This window comes from Pseudomonas sp. D47, from assembly GCF_045447305.1.
Classification (GTDB): Bacteria; Pseudomonadota; Gammaproteobacteria; order Pseudomonadales; family Pseudomonadaceae; genus Aquipseudomonas.
In genome coordinates this window covers 1-354 of the sequence record NZ_JBJGXU010000202.1, presented here as the reverse complement: position 1 = coordinate 354, position 354 = coordinate 1, and the positions used below count along the sequence as shown (strand labels likewise).

1 protein-coding gene is annotated in these 354 nt (G+C 57.6%); it reads right to left on the bottom strand.

What is annotated here, in order from left to right:
* On the bottom strand, positions 1-354 hold a 354-nt coding region (locus ACI77I_RS32245; RefSeq protein WP_407000262.1), incomplete at both ends, for an AMP-binding enzyme.

Sequence of the window (354 nt, the reverse complement as noted above, 5' to 3'; positions counted from 1 at the left end):
CATTGGCAACGACTCACGCAACACAATGTGCTTGGGCACTTTGTACGCCGTGAAGTTTTCCTTGCAGTAGACCTTCAGCTCTTCAAGGCTGACCCCCGATTCGCGGGCCACCACAAACAACTTCACCGCCTCCCCCGAACGCTCGTCCGGCACTCCAATCACGGCGCAGTTGGCGACTTTCGGGTGGGCCATCATCACGTCTTCGATTTCGTTCGGGTACACGTTGAAACCCGAGACGATGATCATGTCTTTCTTGCGGTCGACGATGCGCACAAACCCGTCCGGGTCGATCACCGCAATATCGCCGGACTTGAACCAGCCTTCGGCATCCAGCACTTCGGCGGTGGCTTCCGA